This is a genomic window from Bacillus haynesii, from assembly GCF_001969855.1.
Lineage (GTDB): Bacteria > Bacillota > Bacilli > Bacillales > Bacillaceae > Bacillus > Bacillus haynesii.
The window spans coordinates 87,074-104,061 of sequence record NZ_MRBL01000023.1 but is presented as its reverse complement, the minus strand read 5'-3'; the positions used below and the strand labels follow the sequence as shown (position 1 = coordinate 104,061).

The following is a 16,988-nucleotide window of genomic DNA, read 5'->3' as shown; positions in this document are numbered from 1 at the left end:
ATATGTTACATGAATGTTACGGTATATTAGATTGCTTCATACGGGAGGAGAAATATGAATTCAGACGAAAAGCCAATCAAGATAAAAGTAGAAAAAGTGTCCAAAGTGTTTGGAAAGAATACAAAGAAAGCAACGCAGCTGCTTGCCGATGGCAAAACCAAAAAAGAAATTCTGAAAGAAACCGGGGCGACCGTCGGGGTGAACCAAGCAGATTTTAGCGTTTATGAAGGTGAGATATTTGTCATCATGGGTCTATCAGGGAGCGGTAAATCAACCTTGGTGCGGCTTTTAAACCGGCTGATTGAACCGACTGCAGGACATGTGTACATAGATGGTGACATGATAACAAATATGTCCAAAGACCAGCTGCGGGAAATCCGCCGGAAAAAAATCAGCATGGTCTTTCAAAAGTTTGCTCTGTTTCCGCACAAAACGATTCTTGAAAACACCGAGTACGGATTGGAACTGCAAAAAGTGGATAAAAGAAAACGCCGGCTAAAAGCGATGGAATCATTAAAGCTTGTCGGGCTTGAAGGATATGAACAGCAATATCCGGATCAGCTGAGCGGCGGGATGCAGCAGCGCGTCGGGCTTGCCCGCGCATTGACGAATGATCCGGACATTCTGCTGATGGACGAAGCGTTCAGCGCGCTTGACCCGCTGATTCGCAAGGATATGCAGGATGAACTCCTCGATTTGCATGAATCAGTAGGAAAAACGATTATTTTCATCACCCACGATCTTGATGAAGCGCTGAGAATCGGCGATCGAATCGCATTGATGAAAGACGGAAACATCGTTCAAATCGGTACGCCGGAAGAGATCTTAATGAATCCGTCGAACGAATATGTTGAAAAATTCGTTGAAGATGTCGACTTATCTAAAGTGCTGACGGCCGGTCACATTATGAAACGGGCTGAAACCGTGCGCGTAGACAAAGGGCCGCGCGTTGCACTGACGCTGATGAAAAACCTGGGGATTTCCTCGATTTACGCCGTTGACAAACACAATAGGCTCCTCGGATCAGTTGATGCTGAAACAGCTAAACAAGCAGCCGAAAAAAGCCAGACGCTGGAGAGCGTCATCTCAAGAGACATCACAACCGTAGAAGAGAATGCTGTCCTGACGGATATTTTTGAATTGGTCTCTGATGCCAGCATCCCGATTGCTGTCGTCGATGAAAAACAGCGGATGAAAGGGATCATCGTCAAGGGCGCATTAATCGGAGCGCTTGCCGGAAATGACCGGTATATTAATGCAAATTCAGATCATGAACCATCACATGAAGCTGTTATTCAGGAGGTGAGATAATGTTTACTTTATCATCGCTTCCCCGCATCCCTTTAGCCGATTGGATCGATCAGTTTGTTGACTGGCTGACGGTGTCATTCGGCGGGGTATTTGACGGAATTGCCAGCGGTGTGGAATCGTTTGTTGATGCGATTGTCCAAGGTTTGGGTCTTGTTCCGCCGGTTATTTTGACTGTTATTTTTGCCGCGCTCGTCTGGGTGATCAGCAAAAGAGGCATTGCGCTGTTTACTTTGATCGGATTTTTTATCATTGATTATTTAGGATATTGGGACGCCATGCTTCAGACATTGGCGCTTGTCGTCACATCCGTTCTGATTTCTGTCATTATCGGCATTCCGGTCGGAATCTGGGGCTCCCAAAAGAAAACGGTTCGGAGGATCGTCACACCCATCCTTGACTTAATGCAGACGATGCCGGCTTTCGTTTATTTGCTTCCGGCCATCTTCTTTTTCAATATCGGGGTTGTGCCGGGTGTTGTCGCTTCCGTTATCTTTGCGATGCCTCCGACAATCCGGATGACGATCTTGGGAATCCAGCAGGTGCCTGAAGATCTGATTGAAGCTACAGAAGCATTTGGTTCAACGACAAGTCAGCGGCTCTTTAAAGTGCAGCTGCCGCTCGCGACGAAAACCATTCTGGCCGGTATTAATCAAAGCATCATGCTTGCTTTGTCAATGGTCGTTATTGCATCAATGGTAGGTGCGCCTGGACTCGGAGAAGAAGTTTACCGGGCTGTTACCCAGCTGCAAACGGGTACCGGTGTAGAAACCGGGCTTGCGATTGTTATTATAGCGATCGTACTTGACCGGGTTACACAAAATATAAAATTGAAAAAAAGCAGGGGGAATGCATAATGTGGAAAAAGATAGCGGGAATCGGCACCGCAGCAGTACTGACATTGGGTCTGGCTGCCTGCGGAAGCAGCAATAATAATGAAAATGCGTCAGCAGGCGATCAAGTCGATTATAAAATTACCGGCATTGATCCTGGAGCGGGCATTATGAATGCAACGGACCAGGCGCTCAAGGACTACGATCTCAGCAAATGGACTGTAACATCAGGATCAAGCTCAGCGATGACAGCCGCATTGAAAAAAGCTTATGATAAAAAAGAACCGATCATCATTACGGGCTGGACACCGCATTGGATGTTTGCAAAATACGATCTGAAATACTTGAAAGATCCAAAAGGTTCCTACGGTGATGCCGAAGAAATCCATACTGTTACGCGCAAAGGATTCAAGGACGATCATCCGGGTGCTAACAAACTGCTCAGCCAATTCAGCTGGACAGAGGATGATATGGGAGAAGTCATGCTTGCCGTTCAGGAAGGCAAAAAACCGGAAAAAGCTGCAGCAGATTTCGTGAAAAAACATCAAGATCTTGTTAAGAAATGGACAAAAGGCGTCGATAAAGCGGACGGCGAAAAAATTAAGCTCGGCTATGTGGCATGGGACAGTGAAATTGCGAGCACGAATGTCATCGCAAAAGTTCTTGAAGACTTAGGCTACAACGTTACGCTCAGCCAAGTAGAAGCAGGTCCGATGTGGACTGGTATTGCAAAAGGAAGCGTTGATGCTTCACTTGCTGCATGGCTGCCGCAGACACATAAAACATATGCTGAAAAATACAAAGGCAAATACGAAGATATCGGTACAAACATGACAGGCGTAAAAATTGGCCTTGTCGTTCCGACATATATGAAAGATGTCAATTCAATCGAAGACTTGAAAAAATAACGAACAAAGCCGGCGAACCCATTTCGCCGGCTTATTTTTGTCTGCAAGGATAACGGCTCATCACCCGAATCCTCTGACAAACTTTTTCTCCTGCCTGTTCTTGATTGCCTGCCGGATATGCTAAAAAAACATCCTAAAACGTTAAACCGCTTTAGGATGCTGGACTCAACTGAAGCTTTCTCATAGGAGAGACAGCTTCGGTTATTAATTTTTCGTTTTAATTTTTCCGCCCCATTTTTTGAATCCGCCTTTCAGGTTGTAAATCTCTTTACAGCCGTGTTTGCGGAGCGTTTGGGCGGCTCTTCCGCTTCTGACGTTGTTTTGGCAGTACAGGTAAACCGGTTTGTCAGGCCGGATTTCGCTTTTTCTTTGCTTAAGCTGTGAAAGCGGAATGTTTCTCGCACCCAAAATGTGGCCGCCTTCATACTCGTTTGGCTCGCGCACATCGATGAGCTGCGCTTTGCGATAGCCTGCCCGGAATTCTTCTTCTGTCAAGGTTTTCATAATGCGCTGCTGATAGATGTATGAAACGACCGCGTAGATGATGAGCGCGGCGCAAATCAAGAGAACGATAATGCTGCTGGTAGACAATCTGATCCGACTCCTTTTTGAATTCATCCCGCCTGATCAGCGGGAGATTTTTAACGATATGTTAAGACAAGTACTATTATAGTAAAGCCTCAGAAATCTGTCATCTGATTCGCCGAATTTATTTTCAATTTTAAGAGGGAATGGTAGACTTATTTTATACCAAAGAAAAAGAGGGTAGGTTATGGAAAAAGAAACATGGCGTTTTATCGATTCGGGACGACAGGATCCCGCTTTTAATATGGCGCTCGATGAGGCGCTCCTTTATTGGCACAGCGAAAATAAAATTCCGCCGACCATCCGCTTTTACGGCTGGAATCCGCCAACGCTTTCAGTCGGCTATTTTCAAAATATCGAAAAGGAAATCAATCTGGATGCCGTCAAAAAACACGGTTTGGGCTTTGTGAGAAGGCCGACCGGAGGAAGAGGCGTGCTTCATGATCAAGAGCTGACCTACAGCGTCATTGTGTCTGAAGAACACCCGGAAATGCCGAAGACGGTGACGGAAGCGTACCGCGTCATCTCTGAAGGTATTCTTGAAGGCTTCAGAGAGCTGGGACTTGATGCGTATTTCGCCATACCAAGAACGGAAAAAGAGAAACAGAGCTTGAAAAATCCGAGATCTTCCGTCTGTTTTGACGCGCCGTCGTGGTACGAGCTCGTTGTCGAAGGCAGAAAGGTCGCAGGAAGCGCCCAGACGAGGCAGAAAGGCGTCATTCTTCAGCACGGTTCGATCCTTCTTGACCTGGATGAGGACAAGCTCTTTGATTTGTTTATTTACAAAAATGACCGCCTCAGAGAGCGCATGCAGAGAAACTTCAAACAAAAAGCGGTCGCCATCAATGAGTTGACGAAAGACAAAGTCACGATTGAAGAAGCGAGCGAAGCTTTTAAAAAAGGGTTCGAAAAAGGGCTTAACATTCATTTGGAGCCTTATGAACTGACGGAAGAGGAAACGGAATTTGTCGCCGATCTCGCCAAGACGAAGTATGCGGCAGATGAATGGAATTATAGAAGGTAATCGGGTGAAAACGTTATCCCGTTGCTTGTTTTTTACATGCACATAGTGTAAACTTGTTATGATTTGAATAGGTGTGATTTGGAGGGATTTGATGACAACACCGAGTATGGAAGATTACATAGAACAAATTTATATGCTGATTGAAGAAAAAGGATATGCAAGAGTCTCAGATATAGCCGAAGCTCTGGCCGTCCATCCCTCCTCGGTTACAAAAATGGTTCAAAAACTCGATAAAGACGAATATTTGATTTATGAAAAGTATCGTGGCCTCGTGCTGACGCCCAAAGGAAAGAAAATAGGCAAGCGTTTAGTATACAGACATGAATTATTGGAGCAGTTTTTAAGAATCATTGGTGTTGACGAAGAGAAAATTTATGATGATGTTGAAGGAATCGAACATCATTTAAGCTGGAACAGCATTGACCGTATCGGAGATCTTGTGCAGTATTTGGAAGACGACAGCAAAAGAGTCACCGATTTAAGAAGCGTCCAAAAAAGAAACGAACAGGAAAATCAATAAAAGCCGCCGGGTAACGGCGGTTTTTTTCTTTCCGTATCAGTTTTTCCGGCTGTCGCTTTGTCTCATGGTCTTTTTTTTCTGTCCGTTTCTTAAAATGGTGTAGAGCCATCTTTTAAGGGGGGGGAGACCGCGATGTACATCGACGGGGTTTTTTCAGGCGGCGGCATGAAAGGGATTGCGCTTGTAGGAGCATACGAAGCGCTTGAGAAACGGGGCTTTCGATTTAAAAGGCTGGCCGGAACGAGCGCCGGTTCAATTATTGCCTCGTTTATCGCGGCCGGCTATACAAGTGCGGAGATCCGCCAAATGATGGAAGAATTAAACGAAAGCGAGCTCCTTGACCCGAGGTTTTCACTCCTGCCTTTGAAAATGCTGCAATGGGCATCGATTTATTGGCGGCTCGGTTTATATAAAGGAGATAAACTGGAAAACTGGATTTCCGAGAAGTTGAAAGCGAAAGGCATTTCAGTGTTCGGGGATCTTGAACAGGGAAAGCTGAAATTGATCGCTTCCGACTTATCGAACGGCAAGATGCTTGTCCTGCCTGACGATTTAAACAGGTACGGCTTGAATCCAAGGCGTTTTTCCGTCGCCAGGGCGGTCCGGATGAGCTGCAGCATCCCTTATTTTTTTGAGCCGGTGAAACTCAAGTCCGCGAGCGGCATCAGCGTCGTCGTAGACGGCGGAGTTCTAAGCAATTTTCCGATGTGGCTGTTTACAACAGAAAAAAAACGGCCGGTACTGGGCATCACGCTGATGCCCAATGAAAAAGAGAGGCCGAAGAATACGATTAAAAATGCGTTCGAGCTGTTCGGGGCGCTGTTTGAGACGATGAAAGAGGCGCATGACGCCAGGCACATTGCCACGAAACATGAGCGGAACATCATTTTTTTGCCTGTTGAGGAAGTCCTGTCGACTGAATTCGCGATGTCGGCAGAAAAAAAACTAGCTCTAATCGAGCTAGGAAAAAAACGAACAGAATTATTTTTGAAACAGTGGACGTATTAAAAGAAAGCCCTGTTTTTCTTTTTGCTTTTTTTGCCTTCAATCACTGTCAGCTGGGTCTGGCTTTTTTTCTTCACCAATACCGGCTTCGATTTATTGATAGACGGTACGCTTCTCAGATGATTGACCCTGCCTTTTAAAGGGCGTTTTTTGTGATCCTGAAAACGCCTGTTGGATTGTTTGGCTGCTTTCTTAAAAGCGGCTCCCTCACTGCCCATAGTGCGATTGGAAATTCGCCTGATCACGAAATAAATGATGGCGCCGACCGCGGCAAAAACAAGCAAGTATTGGAGCAGGCGGCCCGGACTTGTGACGGCGAAATAAACAAACCCAAAAATTCCAAACGCAATAATTAAAGCTGAGACAGGATGTACGCGTTGCTTCATAACTGTCCACCTCCCAAAAAATTAACCTATTCGTTACATTACATTACGATATTAGAAGGTTCCTTCTGTTCGTCCTCTGCTTTGGTCTCCATATGAAGAAGCTCATTGAAGCTTGCGATTGCCACTTCCACCTGATCGTCAGACGGCTCTTTCGTTGTTAAAAGCTGCAGCCATAAGCCCGGGTAGCCGAGCACCTTCAAGACGGGGATGTCTCTCAGTTTATTTGTCAGCTGCAGGACTTCAAATGAAATGCCGAGAACGACGGGTATCAGTGCAAGTCTATTCAAAATACGAACCCAGAGAGGGTCAGTAGGAACAAGCAAGTAAACAAACATGCCCACGATGACGGTGAATAGAATAAAGCTGCTTCCGCATCGGTAGTGCAGTCTTGACTGCCGCTGAACGTTTTCAACCGTGACCGGCAGATTTTGCTCGTAACAGTTTATGACCTTGTGTTCTGCTCCGTGATATTGAAAAACTCTTTTAATAAAAGGAGTGCATGATATGGCGTAAATATAGCTTAAGAGAAGGAGCAGCTTAAAAAAGCTTTCGATCATAATCTGCGCGACGTCCGACTGAAAGACCGGACGGGTAAGCTCCGCTAAAAAAACGGGCACGAGCGTAAAAATAAACTTGCCGAACAAAAAAGACAGGACGCCGACTGCGGCGAGACCAAAAATCATCGTCAGCTTGGACGGCTTCTCTTCTTTCAATTGATCGTCTAAAGAAGGATCGAGGTCATAGCGTTCGCTCGAAAAATTCAAGTGCTGGGTGCCGTTCGCGCTGGCTTCAACAATCGCGATAATCCCTCTGAGAAAAGGAATTTTCTTTAATTTTTCAAGCGTCGGATTGCTTTTCCGAGGCAGCTTGAAAAATTCAATGCTTTCGTCTTTTCTGCGGATCGCGGTTACATAATGGCGCCTGCCGCCGAACATGACGCCTTCGACGACTGCCTGCCCTCCGTATGCGGGCTGTTTTGTTTGATTTGACATTTGCATCAACCTATCTGTATCAATCTATGAGTACATTAACCATTTCCTTACACCTATTGTACAGGAAAACCGCTGAAACCTCTAGATTGACGGGCTCAAAAAATTTAAGAAATTCGAACCTCTTACAAAGCCAAATCTAATTAAAGTATACCCTTTTTCATGCTTTTTACACTCGGATCTTAAAAAATCTGGGAAAGCTGATGTTGGTGAGGTTGTTTTTGGACATACTGGAAATGGAGGTGATCTGGACTGTATGGGTAATGAAGACAATCAAAAACAGCCGGAAGAGCTTGAGCAAAATAAGCGTGAAACTCCGATGACTTTCACCGGAAGGGTGATCACGACAGGCTTTGTCGGCGGAGTGCTCTGGAGTGCACTCGGTGAGCTGGCGTACCTTTTTAAGTTCTCCGAGGTCAATGCGAACATGATTCTCCAGCCTTTTGTCATCGGCGACTGGAAAAACGGATTTCTTGGAACGTTTATCAGCATCTTATTGATCGGTGTTATTTCCATCGGGGCTGCCCTGCTTTACTACGGCACTTTGAAGCAGGTCAGAGGCATGTGGGCAGGCGTTGTATATGGAGCCGTTTTGTGGGCTGTCGTGTTTTATCTGTTCAATCCGATGTTCCCCGATGTTCAGACTGTGGCTGAATTAAAGAGGGAAACGGTTGTGACGACGCTGTGCATTTATCTGCTTTACGGTTTATTCGTCGGCTATTCTATTTCGTTTGAATACAATGAACTCAATTCTGAAAAGCTGACGCGAGCCTTTGGAGAAACAAGAGAATAGTGCCTGATCAGGAAGCAATATGATAAAATGTTCACTGTAAGTGGACATTTTTTTGCGTGATGAGAAAGGGGAGGCAGAGTTGCCACATATTTTAATTTTGAACGGACCGAATTTAAACCGGCTTGGAAAACGCGAACCCGATGTATACGGGACAGACACATTAACCGATTTGGAACAAAAACTTTTTCAATTTGCCGAAGGCATTCAGACTGAATTGACTTTTTTTCAATCAAACCACGAAGGGGACCTGATTGATGCGCTTCATGAGGCAGAGGAACAATACGATGGAATCGTTTTGAATCCGGGGGCTTTCTCCCATTACAGCTATGCGATCCGCGATGCGGTGGCTGCAATCAGCATACCGGTGATTGAGATTCATCTTTCAAACCCGCATGCAAGGGAAGAGTTCCGGCACCGCTCGGTCATCGCTCCGGTTGCAAGAGGCCAGATCACCGGACTCGGCTTTGAAGGTTATAAGCTGGCCATCTGTTATTTTATGAACACAAATAACAAATAGGGGGACTAGTGGACAATGAAACTAAACAAATTGAGAGAGCTTTTCAGCGGTTTGGGCATTGACGGTATGTTGGTGACGAGCAGCGTTAATCTGCGGTACATCACCGGATTTACCGGATCTTCTGGATTGGCGGTCATCTCCGGCGATCAAGCAGTCTTTATTACGGATTTCCGCTATACAGAACAGGCGAAAGATCAAATCAAAGGCTTTGACATTGTTCAGCATGCCGGCGGAATCGTTCAAAAGGCCGCCGAAGTGATCAAAGAGATGGGGATAAACAAAATCGGTTTTGAACAGGATAAAATGACATACGGAACGTATGCCGCCTACAAAGAGCAGCTTGGCGCAGCTGAACTCGTTCCTGTTTCTCAATCTGTGGAAAAGTTGCGCTTGATTAAGTCAAGTGAAGAGATTAAGATATTAAAGGAAGCTGCAAAGATTGCAGATAATGCATTCAGCCATATTCTGACGGTCATAAAGCCAGGCATCACCGAAATTGAAGTCGCCAATGAGCTCGAGTTTTATATGCGGAGCCAGGGAGCTGATCATTCGTCCTTCGATATGATCGTGGCGTCAGGCGTACGCTCAAGTCTGCCGCACGGAGTGGCAAGCGGAAAAGCGATTGAGAAAGGCGACCTTGTGACATTGGACTTCGGGGCTTACTATAAAGGTTACTGCTCGGACATTACGCGTACGGTCGCGGTAGGAGAGCCGGATGATGAGCTGAAACGCATTTATCAAACCGTGTTTGAGGCGCAGGCTATCGGCATGCGGAGCATCAAGCCGGGAATCACCGGGAAACAGGCTGACGCTTATACAAGGGACTACATATCTTCACAAGGCTACGGCGATTATTTCGGCCATTCAACAGGCCACGGCCTCGGCATGGAAGTTCATGAAAGTCCGGCGCTTTCAGCACGTTCTGACCAGATGCTTGAAAAAGGCATGGTTGTAACGGTTGAACCGGGAATTTACATACCGGGCAAAGGCGGGGTCAGGATAGAAGATGATATTGTCCTGACAGAGGAAGGAAACGAATCCCTTACCCATTCCGCGAAAGATTTAATTATTTTATAATCCGTTTGATTGGAGCAATAGGAGGATAATCATGATTTCAGTAAACGATTTTCGCACAGGTTTAACGATTGAAGTAGACGGAGGCATCTGGCGCGTTGTTGACTTCCAGCACGTTAAGCCGGGAAAAGGTGCGGCATTTGTCCGTTCCAAACTGAGAAATCTTCGCACAGGTGCGATTCAGGAAAAAACATTCCGCGCAGGTGAAAAAGTGGCGCGCGCCCAAATTGAAACAAAAACGATGCAGTACTTGTATGCCAACGGCGACCAGCACGTTTTTATGGATACGACATCTTACGAGCAGCTTGAGCTGAACGAGAAGCAAATCGAATACGAGCTCAAATTCCTGCTTGAAAATATGTCTGTCCACATCATGATGTATCAGACAGAGACGATCGGAATCGAACTTCCGAATACGGTCGAACTGAAAGTTGTTGAAACAGAACCGGGCATCAAAGGCGACACAGCCTCAGGCGGAACAAAACCAGCAAAAACAGAAACAGGCCTTGTTGTCAACGTGCCGTTCTTCGTAAACGAAGGAGATACGCTTGTTGTCAATACTTCTGACGGATCTTACGTATCAAGAGCATAAAGGTAACAGCGGGAAAGAGCCGGCTTCACTGAAGCCGGCTCTTTTTTTTTTGCTGTCTGAATCTTTTACCTCTCACATGCCAAATAGAAAAATCGGAAGACTACTTTTTCAAGGGAGAGCATAGATTGTAAAAAAAGAGGAAGTGTTACTGGAGGTTTAAGATCATGAAGCTTTTCTTTGGACAAGTTAATCCGACGGTTTTGACAATGGCGGCGTTAAGGGTGGTATCATCTTTGATCGAACTGACGGCTGCTGTCGTGATGCTTTTGACAAACGACGTCAGAAAAGCCGTGGCGGTCAACAGCGTGCTGGCCATGGTCGGGCCGCTCATCTTTATTATTACAATGACAATCGGCATCTATCAGATTGCAGGGCAGCTTTCTTACGCAAAGCTGATTTTGATCTTTATGGGAGTGGTTTTGATCATCGCAGGGATCTATAAATAGTGACACATGATAAGAGAGACCGACTTGTCATAATGTCTTCCTTTGATCATACATTTTTATAGAAGACAAGCAAAAAGAGGAGGGAGTGTTTTTGCATCACATCACAGAGATTCTCCCCGATACGATCAAACGCGCGCTCAGCGGTCTTGGCGACCATGAAATCGATCAGATAGAAGAAATTCGGATTCGGACAAGTCGTCCGCTGGAACTGGTGAACAAAGGAAAGCCGCGCTTTCTTCCTTATGCGGCGACGCCTGAAGACTCGGCGCTTCTTTTAAACAGGCTGGGAAATTACAGCATGTATACACTGGAAGAGGAATTGAAAAAAGGATATGTCACGATCAGAGGCGGACACCGCGTGGGGCTTGCCGGCCGGGTTGTCGTCGAAAACGGGGCTGTCAAAGGAATCAGGGAAATATCATCATTTAATATCCGGATTGCCAAAGAAAAAATCGGCATTTCCAAACCGTATGTCCCCCATTTATTTCAAAACTCGTGGCTGAACACGCTGATTATCGGTCCGCCGCAAACCGGAAAAACAACCCTGCTCAGAGACCTCGCTAGGCTGATCAGCTCAGGAAGCGGCAACGTGCCTGCCAAAAAGGTGGGAATTGTTGACGAAAGGTCTGAAATCGCAGGGTGTGTAAACGGCATCCCGCAATATCGGCTCGGCGACCGGGCAGACATCCTTGACGCCTGTCCAAAAGCGGAAGGCCTGATGATGATGATCAGATCGATGAGTCCGGAGGTGATGATCGCCGATGAAATCGGGAGAATGGAAGACGCAGAAGCACTCTTGGAAGCGGTCCATGCAGGGGTGTCTGTCATCGTTTCGGCTCACGGCTACACATATGCCGATCTCTCCAGGCGTCCATCATTGAAAATGCTTCAGGAGCACCGGGTTTTTGAGAGAATCGTGGAACTTTCCAGAAAGAACGGTCCCGGCAGCCTGAGCCGCATTTTAAACGGGAACGGAGAGCCGCTCGGTGCGGCGAAGAGGATGTTATCATGCTGAAGCTTTTAGGTGCCGTGCTTATTTTGGCAGCAGCCACATGGACAGGGTTTGAAATGGCGAAGCCTTTCAGGGAAAGACCGAAGCAAATCCGCCAGCTGTTGGCCGCTTTGCAGTCTTTGGAGGCTGAAATCATGTACGGGCACACGCCGCTCCTTCAGGCATCAAAACAGATCGCACACCAGCTTTCCGAGCCGGTAGCCTCTTTGTTTCAGACATTTGCAGAACAGCTGGAAAAAGGCAGCGCTTCAGCAGGGACGGCATGGGAAGACAGCCTGGAGAAAGTATGGCCTGAAACGGCTCTCAAAAAGAAAGAATACGAGATTTTACGGCAATTCGGCGAAACGCTTGGCCGTCATGATCTGATTTCTCAGCAAAAACATATCAAACTGGCGTTAACCCATTTAGAGACAGAGGAAGCTGAAGCAAATCTCGCCCAGGCGAAAAATGAAAAAATGGTGAAGAGCCTTGGGTTTTTGTCGGGACTGCTGCTGATTCTTCTATTGATGTAATGAAGAGGGGAGCATACACAAATGGGAGTAGACGTAAATATTATTTTTCAAATTGCCGGCGTCGGGATCGTCGTCGCTTTTCTTCACACCATACTGGATCAAATGGGGAAGAAGGAATATGCCCAATGGGTCACGCTTTTAGGATTCATTTATATTTTGTTCATGGTGGCTACTGTTGTCGATGATCTATTCCAAAAGATAAAAGCTGTCTTTCTATTTCAAGGATAGGGGGGCTTACTCATTGAAATCGTTCAAATCGTAGGATTGGGAATGATCGCCACCTTCCTCAGCTTGATTGTGAAAGAGCAAAAACCGACGTTTGCTTTTATGATTATCGTTTTTGCCGGCTGCACAATTTTTCTATTCCTAGTAGATCAGGTCTACGAAATCATTCGGATGATTGAAAAAATAGCTGCCAATGCCAACATCAACATGATGTATGTCGAAACGATTTTGAAGATTATCGGGATTGCTTATATTGCGGAGTTTGGCGCCCAGCTGACAAAGGATGCCGGACAGGGTGCGATTGCTTCGAAGATCGAATTGGCAGGCAAAATCCTCATCTTAGTCATGGCCGTTCCTATTTTAACCGTGATTATCGAAACGATCATCGAACTCATCCCTTCCATGTCTTAGTCAGAAAGGAGGATTTTCTGAGTGAAGCGTTTTCTGTTCTGGCTCTTGATCATCGGAATCGTATGCTTTGGAGCGCGTGATGTACAAGCTTCGCCAAAAGAAGCGGAGCCGGCTGGGGAAACCGCCGCAGAAGAATCGGCTGAAGCAATGGCAAGAGAGCAGGCTGAAGATTTGGAGCTTGACCGGGTCGGGGAGTTCTGGAACAACATTTTGACAGAGTATGGGGGACACCTTCCCGAAAGTCAAAAAGGAAGCCTGCTTGAATTTGTCAAAGGTGAAAAGCACTTTTCGCCTGAGGAATGGGGCAAAGCGCTGTTTTCCTACTTGTTCCATGAAGTGCTGGCTAACGGGAAACTGCTCGGGACGCTGATCCTGTTGACCATCTTCTGTGTGCTGCTTCAGCTTTTGCAAAACGCATTTCAGCAAAGCACCGTCAGCAAAGTGGCGTATGCAATTGTCTACATGGTGCTGATCATTCTTGCGCTCAACAGCTTTCGGGTTGCTGTCACATATGCGAATGAAGCGATCCAGACGATGACAAGCTTTATCCTGTCGCTCGTACCTCTGCTTCTGGCGCTGATGGCGACTTCAGGGGGAGCCGCCTCAGCCGCATTCTTTCATCCGGTCATTCTCTTTCTCATGAACACGAGCGGCTTATTTATCCAATATATCGTGCTGCCGCTTTTATTTTTATCAGCGATTTTAAGCATTGTCAGCACGATGACGGACCAATATAAAGTCACACAGCTGGCCCAGCTCCTCAGAAATGCGGCGATCGGCACGCTGGCTGCATTTTTAACCGTATTCCTTGGTGTTATCTCGGTTCAGGGCGCCTCAGCCGCAGTGACGGACGGCATTACTTTGCGGACGGCAAAATTCATCACCGGAAACTTCATCCCCGTGTTGGGCCGCATGTTTACCGAAGCGACGGACACGGTGATCAGCGCGTCTCTCCTGTTGAAAAACACCGTCGGGATACTCGGTGTGGCGATCTTAATTTGCATCGCAGCTTTTCCCGCGATCAAAATCCTCTCTCTCGCGCTCATATACAAAATTGCCGCAGCGGTTCTCCAGCCTCTCGGAGGCGGTCCGGTTATCAGCTGCCTGGATGTCATCAGTAAAAGCGTCATCTACATTTTCGCTGCCATGGCCATCGTTTCGCTGATGTTTTTCTTAAGCTTAACCGTGATCATTACAGCGGGGAATCTGACGATGATGATGAAGTAGGGGGGATGAGATGGAATTTCTGACAGAGTGGCTCACAAATATTATTCTATTTATTCTGATGGCGATCGTCATCGATATGCTTCTGCCGAATTCGAGCATGCAAAAATACGCGAAAATGGTGATCAGCCTGCTCTTGATCATTGTGATACTGAACCCGATCTTCTCTTTATTCAGGACAGATCCGGATGTGATTTTTGAGAAGCTTACAAAAAACGGACAAGTTCAGTCAAACGAAATAAAAAATCAGCTGAATTCAGAAAAAAAAGAAATACAAGCCTCACAACAAGCATATATCTTAGAACAGATGGCTGTTCAATTGGAAAAAAACGCAGAGGGCAGGTTTACAAGTGACAAATACAAGATAGACCGAGTCGCGGTCTCTTCTGACAGCCAGCTGAAAACAGAGAAAGATCTCAGTAAGTATGCGGAAGTCTCGGTATTCTTGCAACCAGCATCGGAAAAAACGGTCCAAGCCGTCGCTCCTGTCGAGATCAATACCGATCGCCGCTACCAGTCAATGCGAGAAAGGGAAAAGAAAGAGACGGGGGAAGTCAGAGAACAGCTAGCAGGCATATGGGAAATAAGCCCCGACAAGATTACAGTTCATATCGAAGGGGGAGAACGAAGCGGCAATGAATAAAAGAACCTGGATCGAAAAGCTGATCGGCCACCTGCTGCCGAAAGAAGAGAAAGACGGAAAAAAGCTGACGAAATATCACTACTTTCTGCTGCTTTTTGTTCTCGGCGTTTCCTTCATGCTCGTCAGTCAGATCTTCTCTTCCGAACCTTCTCAAGATCAAACGGCAGATCAGCCGGCAGCTTCACAAAAAGCTCAAAGCGCCGGACAGAGCGGTGAAGGTGAAAAAGAAGTGTTTAAGCCCGCCTCAGATGACAAGCCGAAGGACTCGATCCAAGATTACGAACAGGAATATGAGAATCAGCTCAAAGACATATTGGAAACAATCATCGGCGTTGAGGACGTGTCAATCGTCGTCAATGTTGATGCAACCTCATTGAAAATATTCGAGAAAAACAGAAAAACCCAGGAGACTTCAACGAATGAGACAGATAAACAGGGAGGCAAGCGGACGGTGTCTGAAATGTCTTCAGACGAAGAAATCGTCATGATTAAAAACGGAGATAAAGAGACGCCTGTCGTCGTTCAGACGAAAAAGCCCGATATCAGGGGTGTTCTCGTTGTCGCTCAGGGAGTCGACAACGTTCAAATAAAAAAGACCATTATTGAAGCAGTGACAAGGGTTCTTGATGTTCCGAGCCACCGCGTCGCTGTTGCCCCTAAAAAAATGAAGGAGGATTCATAAATGATGCTGAAAAAACAAACGGTTTGGCTTTTAACCATGTTAAGTCTCGTCGTTGTGCTGAGTGTCTACTACATTATGTCGCCTGAAGGAGAAAATGTCGTCACGGTTGATGACAAAGAACAAGTTGCCGCTGAAAAAGAAAAACCGATGAAAGAGGAGCCTGCCAAGGATGGCAAAGAAGACACCGCGCCTGCTAAAGACAAAACTGAAGGGAAAGACGGAAAAGGTAAAGAAACGTCTGCGAGTGAGCAGAACGGAGAGGTTGTCACAGAAGAATCATCCGGTGGTGAAGATTTATTCACAACATACCGCATGGAAATGGACGATCAGCGCAGCAGGGAGAGAGAGGAATTAACCGAAATCGTCAGAAGCGATAAAGCGACGGCAAAAGAAAAAAGCGAAGCTTACGACAAGATGACAGAGCTCAGCGAAGCTGAAGGAACGGAAAAGACGCTTGAAACCCTGATCAAAACAAAAGGCTATAAAGACGCCTTGGTCAACGCCGACGGCGATAAAGTCAATATTACGGTAAAGGCGAAAGAGCACTCAAAAGCCGCTGCCACCGATATCATCGACATCGTCGCAAAAGAAGTGAAAAACTTAAACGATGTGGCTGTGACGTTCGAGCCAGCAGATTAAACATGACCCGCTTGCAAAAAGCGGGATTTTTTTATGCCTAAGGCCCCTGTTGAGGCAGGGCGCTCATGATTGTAGTTGAATTCGGCATCCCTCTCCTGTAAGATGAACATAGTATGTACTTTTAGTACTAACTGATAAATGCGTAAAATCTTTTTCATTAGGGGTGCGATAGCATGTTAAACATTGATGAAATCAGACAGTTGATAAAATTAATTGATGAATCTTCGATAAATGAATTTACATACGAAAACGAAGGATCGAAGGTTGAACTGAAAAAACAAAGCGGAACCGTGCAAACCATTCAGCAAGTGGCTGCGGCTCCTGTTCAAACACCGGCTCCGGAAGCTCCGGCAAAGCAAGCGCCAGTTCAGGGTGCGCCTGCGGCAGAAGAAGCGGCAAAAGACGGCGGGAACTTCCACAAAATCACCTCTCCGATGGTCGGAACGTTTTATGAGTCTTCTTCGCCTGAAGCCGACCCTTACGTAACAGTCGGTTCAAAGGTATCAGAATCCTCTGTCGTCTGCATTGTGGAAGCGATGAAGCTCTTCAATGAGATCGAAGCCGAAGTGAAAGGCGAGATCGTTGAAGTATTAGTTGAAAACGGCCAGCTGGTTGAATACGGACAACCTTTATTTTTAGTAAAAGCAGAGTAAGGAGCAA

Annotated in this window: 23 protein-coding genes; 20 read left to right on the top strand and 3 right to left on the bottom strand. The window is 46.3% G+C overall.

Annotation, left to right across the window (positions count from 1 at the left end):
- Positions 1–54: 54 nt before the first annotated feature.
- The 3 genes from opuAA to BTA31_RS18680 are packed head-to-tail and all read left to right on the top strand — an operon-like array spanning position 55 to position 3,049.
- Complete coding sequence (opuAA, locus tag BTA31_RS18690; RefSeq protein WP_043927868.1) at positions 55–1,311, top strand: glycine/proline betaine ABC transporter ATP-binding protein OpuAA; 1,257 nt, start codon at positions 55–57, stop codon at positions 1,309–1,311.
- The gene (gene opuAB / locus BTA31_RS18685; protein ID WP_076793479.1) at positions 1,311–2,165 is read left to right on the top strand and encodes a glycine/proline betaine ABC transporter permease subunit OpuAB; all 855 of its coding nucleotides are present in this window, start codon (positions 1,311–1,313) and stop codon (positions 2,163–2,165) included. The genes opuAA and opuAB overlap by 1 nt, the downstream gene beginning before the upstream one ends.
- A complete protein-coding gene (locus BTA31_RS18680; protein WP_076793478.1) occupies positions 2,165–3,049 on the top strand; it encodes a glycine betaine ABC transporter substrate-binding protein in 885 nt (294 codons plus the stop codon). The genes opuAB and BTA31_RS18680 overlap by 1 nt, the downstream gene beginning before the upstream one ends.
- A gap of 204 nt (positions 3,050–3,253) precedes the next feature.
- Here BTA31_RS18680 and BTA31_RS18675 read toward each other — a convergent pair whose 3' ends face one another.
- Positions 3,254–3,667, bottom strand: coding sequence for a rhodanese-like domain-containing protein (locus tag BTA31_RS18675; protein WP_043927863.1), 414 nt, complete (start codon positions 3,665–3,667; stop codon positions 3,254–3,256).
- Positions 3,668–3,821: 154 nt separating this feature from the next.
- Between BTA31_RS18675 and BTA31_RS18670 the strand changes: the two genes are divergently transcribed.
- From BTA31_RS18670 to BTA31_RS18660, 3 genes are all read left to right on the top strand, one after another.
- Positions 3,822–4,658: a lipoate--protein ligase family protein gene (locus BTA31_RS18670; RefSeq protein ID WP_043927861.1), complete on the top strand. Its 837-nt coding sequence runs from the start codon at positions 3,822–3,824 to the stop codon at positions 4,656–4,658.
- Positions 4,659–4,749: 91 nt separating this feature from the next.
- On the top strand, positions 4,750–5,178 hold the full coding sequence (gene mntR / locus BTA31_RS18665) for a transcriptional regulator MntR (RefSeq protein ID WP_076793477.1): 429 nt from the start codon (positions 4,750–4,752) through the stop codon (positions 5,176–5,178).
- Positions 5,179–5,310: 132 nt separating this feature from the next.
- The gene (locus tag BTA31_RS18660; protein WP_076793476.1) at positions 5,311–6,186 is read left to right on the top strand and encodes a patatin-like phospholipase family protein; all 876 of its coding nucleotides are present in this window, start codon (positions 5,311–5,313) and stop codon (positions 6,184–6,186) included.
- Here the strand turns inward: BTA31_RS18660 and BTA31_RS18655 are convergent.
- Together BTA31_RS18655 and BTA31_RS18650 are read right to left on the bottom strand one after the other, a co-directional pair.
- On the bottom strand, positions 6,183–6,569 hold the full coding sequence (locus tag BTA31_RS18655) for an SA1362 family protein (protein ID WP_043927858.1): 387 nt from the start codon (positions 6,567–6,569) through the stop codon (positions 6,183–6,185). The genes BTA31_RS18660 and BTA31_RS18655 overlap by 4 nt on opposite strands.
- 38 nt (positions 6,570–6,607) lie before the next feature.
- Entirely contained in the window at positions 6,608–7,561 is a 954-nt protein-coding gene (locus tag BTA31_RS18650; RefSeq protein ID WP_076793475.1) for a DUF1385 domain-containing protein, read from the bottom strand.
- Between the two features lie 253 nt (positions 7,562–7,814).
- Here BTA31_RS18650 and BTA31_RS18645 point away from each other — a divergent pair, with 253 nt between their 5' ends.
- From BTA31_RS18645 to accB, 14 genes are all read left to right on the top strand, one after another.
- The gene (locus BTA31_RS18645) at positions 7,815–8,351 is read left to right on the top strand and encodes a YqhR family membrane protein (protein WP_076793474.1); all 537 of its coding nucleotides are present in this window, start codon (positions 7,815–7,817) and stop codon (positions 8,349–8,351) included.
- Between the two features lie 79 nt (positions 8,352–8,430).
- A complete protein-coding gene (aroQ, locus tag BTA31_RS18640; RefSeq protein ID WP_043927933.1) occupies positions 8,431–8,868 on the top strand; it encodes a type II 3-dehydroquinate dehydratase in 438 nt (145 codons plus the stop codon).
- A 15-nt stretch (positions 8,869–8,883) separates the two neighbouring features.
- The gene (locus tag BTA31_RS18635; RefSeq protein ID WP_076793473.1) at positions 8,884–9,945 is read left to right on the top strand and encodes a M24 family metallopeptidase; all 1,062 of its coding nucleotides are present in this window, start codon (positions 8,884–8,886) and stop codon (positions 9,943–9,945) included.
- 31 nt (positions 9,946–9,976) lie between these two features.
- Entirely contained in the window at positions 9,977–10,534 is a 558-nt protein-coding gene (gene efp, locus BTA31_RS18630; RefSeq protein WP_043927854.1) for an elongation factor P, read from the top strand.
- Positions 10,535–10,698: 164 nt separating this feature from the next.
- Positions 10,699–10,980, top strand: coding sequence for a YqhV family protein (locus BTA31_RS18625; protein ID WP_003183412.1), 282 nt, complete (start codon positions 10,699–10,701; stop codon positions 10,978–10,980).
- A 91-nt stretch (positions 10,981–11,071) separates the two neighbouring features.
- A complete protein-coding gene (gene spoIIIAA / locus BTA31_RS18620; RefSeq protein ID WP_043927852.1) occupies positions 11,072–11,995 on the top strand; it encodes a stage III sporulation protein AA in 924 nt (307 codons plus the stop codon).
- Positions 11,989–12,504, top strand: a complete 516-nt coding sequence (spoIIIAB, locus tag BTA31_RS18615; RefSeq protein ID WP_043927851.1) for a stage III sporulation protein SpoIIIAB — start codon at positions 11,989–11,991, stop codon at positions 12,502–12,504. Before spoIIIAA ends, spoIIIAB begins: the two co-directional genes overlap by 7 nt.
- 21 nt (positions 12,505–12,525) lie before the next feature.
- Entirely contained in the window at positions 12,526–12,732 is a 207-nt protein-coding gene (gene spoIIIAC / locus BTA31_RS18610) for a stage III sporulation protein AC (RefSeq protein ID WP_003183409.1), read from the top strand.
- 12 nt (positions 12,733–12,744) lie between these two features.
- The gene (gene spoIIIAD / locus BTA31_RS18605) at positions 12,745–13,140 is read left to right on the top strand and encodes a stage III sporulation protein AD (RefSeq protein WP_275667507.1); all 396 of its coding nucleotides are present in this window, start codon (positions 12,745–12,747) and stop codon (positions 13,138–13,140) included.
- 21 nt (positions 13,141–13,161) lie between these two features.
- A complete protein-coding gene (gene spoIIIAE / locus BTA31_RS18600; RefSeq protein ID WP_076793471.1) occupies positions 13,162–14,367 on the top strand; it encodes a stage III sporulation protein AE in 1,206 nt (401 codons plus the stop codon).
- Positions 14,368–14,377: 10 nt separating this feature from the next.
- A complete protein-coding gene (gene spoIIIAF, locus BTA31_RS18595) occupies positions 14,378–15,007 on the top strand; it encodes a stage III sporulation protein AF (protein ID WP_076793470.1) in 630 nt (209 codons plus the stop codon).
- Positions 15,000–15,689, top strand: coding sequence for a stage III sporulation protein AG (gene spoIIIAG / locus BTA31_RS18590; protein WP_076793469.1), 690 nt, complete (start codon positions 15,000–15,002; stop codon positions 15,687–15,689). The genes spoIIIAF and spoIIIAG overlap by 8 nt, the downstream gene beginning before the upstream one ends.
- Before the next feature lie 3 nt (positions 15,690–15,692).
- A complete protein-coding gene (locus tag BTA31_RS18585) occupies positions 15,693–16,328 on the top strand; it encodes a SpoIIIAH-like family protein (RefSeq protein WP_193427265.1) in 636 nt (211 codons plus the stop codon).
- A gap of 173 nt (positions 16,329–16,501) precedes the next feature.
- Positions 16,502–16,981 (top strand): acetyl-CoA carboxylase biotin carboxyl carrier protein, encoded by a 480-nt coding sequence (gene accB / locus BTA31_RS18580; protein ID WP_076793467.1) that lies wholly within the window; start codon positions 16,502–16,504, stop codon positions 16,979–16,981.
- Positions 16,982–16,988: the final 7 nt, after the last annotated feature.